This window comes from Pseudomonas sp. Sample_9 (assembly GCF_004307535.1).
GTDB classification, from domain to species: domain Bacteria; phylum Pseudomonadota; class Gammaproteobacteria; order Pseudomonadales; family Pseudomonadaceae; genus Aquipseudomonas; species Aquipseudomonas mercuritolerans.
Window position 1 is genome coordinate 1 of record NZ_RAZO01000132.1, and the last position, 2,575, is coordinate 2,575.

At 64.2% G+C, this 2,575-nt stretch carries 2 protein-coding genes; both read left to right on the top strand.

The window, feature by feature from the left end:
• Nucleotides 1–1,362 carry a type II secretion system ATPase GspE gene (gspE, locus tag D6877_RS06915; protein WP_130910303.1) on the top strand — a complete coding sequence of 454 codons (1,362 nt, stop codon included), beginning with the start codon at nucleotides 1–3 and terminating at the stop codon, nucleotides 1,360–1,362.
• Complete coding sequence (gspF, locus tag D6877_RS06920) at nucleotides 1,362–2,573, top strand: type II secretion system inner membrane protein GspF (protein WP_130910304.1); 1,212 nt, start codon at nucleotides 1,362–1,364, stop codon at nucleotides 2,571–2,573. Before gspE ends, gspF begins: the two co-directional genes overlap by 1 nt.
• Nucleotides 2,574–2,575 lie beyond the last annotated feature (2 nt).

The window sequence follows — 2,575 nt, forward strand, 5'->3', positions numbered from 1 at the left end:
TTGCGCGATGGCGTGCTGACGGTGTGCCCGTCAACGCCCGGCTGGTCGATCAGCGAGGTGCGTCGGCAGTTCGGTGCGACGCAGGTTGAGCGGGTGCGTGATGACGAGCTCGACGGGTTGCTCGCCAGCGCTTACGCCGATACCGGCAGTGCGGCGGCGGTGGTGGGTGCGGCGGAAAACGAAGTCGATCTCGATCGGCTGATGCAGGACATGCCGGAAATCACCGACCTGCTCGACACCCAGGATGGAGCGCCGGTGATTCGCATGATCAACGCTTTGCTCACCCAGGCTGCGCGCGACGAGGCCAGTGACATTCACATCGAGCCGTTCGAAACTCATTCGGTGGTGCGCTACCGCGTCGACGGCACCCTGCGCGATGTGGTCTCGCCGCGCAAGGCGTTGCACGGTGCGCTGGTGTCGCGGATCAAGATCATGGCCCAGCTCGACATCGCCGAAAAACGCTTGCCGCAGGACGGTCGCATCGCCTTGCGAGTAGCCGGGCGGCCGATCGATATTCGTGTGTCGACGGTGCCCACCGGCCATGGCGAACGCGTGGTGATGCGCCTGCTCGACAAACAGGCCGGGCGCTTGCATCTGGAAACCTTGGGCATGGATGCGCAGGTGCTGGCCAAGCTCGATCATCTGATCCGCCAGCCCCACGGCATCGTCCTGGTCACCGGGCCGACCGGCAGCGGCAAAACCACCAGCCTCTACGCGGCGCTGGCGCGGCTGGATGCGAGCACCAGCAACATCCTCACCGTGGAAGATCCGGTGGAATACGATTTGCCGGGGATCAGCCAGATTCAGGTCAACGCCAAGATCGACATGACCTTTGCCCTCGCGCTGCGGGCGATTCTGCGGCAGGACCCGGACATCATCATGATCGGCGAGATCCGCGATCTCGAGACTGCGCAAATCGCCGTGCAGGCCTCGCTCACCGGGCATTTGGTGCTGGCGACGCTGCACACCAACGACGCGGTGTCGGCAGTCAATCGCCTGATCGACATGGGCGTTGAGCCGTTCTTGCTCGCGTCATCCATGCTCGGCGTCCTCGCGCAACGTCTGGTGCGGCGCCTGTGCAATCAGTGCAAACAGGAAGATCCGGCCACGCCCGGCACCTGGCGGCCGGTCGGCTGCGCGGCGTGCAATCACAGCGGTTACAGCGGCCGCACCGGCATCCACGAATTGTTCTGCATCGACGACGACATCCGCACCCTGATTCACCAAGGGGCAGGGGAACAGGCCTTGCGTGCGGCGGCGTCGAAAGCGGGGATGTTCAGTTTGCGTGAGGACGGCGAACGCTGGATTCGCAGCGGTGCCACCGCGCCGGAAGAAATCCTTCGTGTGACTCGGGACGCCTGATGAATCGCTATCGCTTTGAAGCGGCGGATGCCACGGGAAAAATCGAATCCGGGTACCTTGAGGCGGACAGCCAGAGCGCGGCGTTCAGTGCCTTGCGCGGGCGTGGCCTGACGGCGCTGTCGGTGCACGAGGAAAGCAACGTCGCCCACCACGGTGGCGGCGGTTTGTTCAGCGCCAGACTCTCCGACAACGACCTCGCCTGGGCCACGCGGCAGCTGGCGAGCCTGCTCGGCGCCAGTCTGCCGCTCGAAGCAGCGCTGAGTGCGACGGTCGAGCAGGCCGAGAAAAAGCACATCGCCCAGACCCTCAGCGCCGTGCGCGCCGATGTGCGCAGCGGCATGCGTCTTGCCGAATCACTGGCGGCGCGGCCACGGGATTTTCCCGAGATTTACCGGGCGCTGATTGCCGCTGGCGAAGAGTCCGGCGATCTGGCCCAGGTGATGGAACGGCTGGCCGATTACATCGAGGAACGCAACAACTTGCGCGGCAAGATTCTTACCGCGTTCATCTATCCCGGTGTGGTCGGGCTGGTATCGATCGGCATTGTGATTTTCCTCCTCAGCTATGTGGTGCCCCAGGTGGTCAGCGCGTTTTCCCAGGCGCGGCAGGATCTGCCCGGTTTGACGCTGGCGATGCTTACCGCCAGTGATTTCATTCGCGCTTGGGGTTGGTTGTGTGCGGCTGTGATGGCCGGGACGTTCTGGAGTTGGCGTTTGTATTTGCGCAATCCGGCGGCGCGTTTGAGTTGGCACCACCGGGTGCTGAAACTGCCGCTGTTCGGGCGTTTCATTCTCGGCCTGAACACTGCGCGGTTCGCCTCAACACTGGCGATCCTCGGCGGCGCCGGGGTGCCGTTGTTGCGTGCATTGGAAGCGGCGCGGCAGACATTGTCCAACGACCGCTTGAGCCTGAGCGTCAGCGAGGCCACGGCGAAGGTGCGCGAAGGCGTCAACCTCGCCGCCGCGCTGCGGGTGGAGAATGTCTTCCCGCCGGTGCTGATTCACCTGATCGCCAGCGGCGAAAAAACCGGCTCGCTGCCGCCGATGCTCGAGCGCGCGGCGCAGACCTTGTCGCGGGACATTGAGCGACGGGCGATGGGCATGACCGCGTTGCTCGAGCCGCTGATGATTGTGGTGATGGGCGGGGTGGTGCTGGTGATTGTGATGGCGGTGTTGTTGCCGATTATTGAGATCAACCAGTTGGTGCAGTAGCC

Bases quoted from the DNA above. Each gene is read 5' to 3' on its own strand.
- gspF (WP_130910304.1), top strand. From the start codon at position 1,362: ATGAATCGCTATCGCTTTGAAGCGGCGGATGCCACGGGAAAAATCGAA.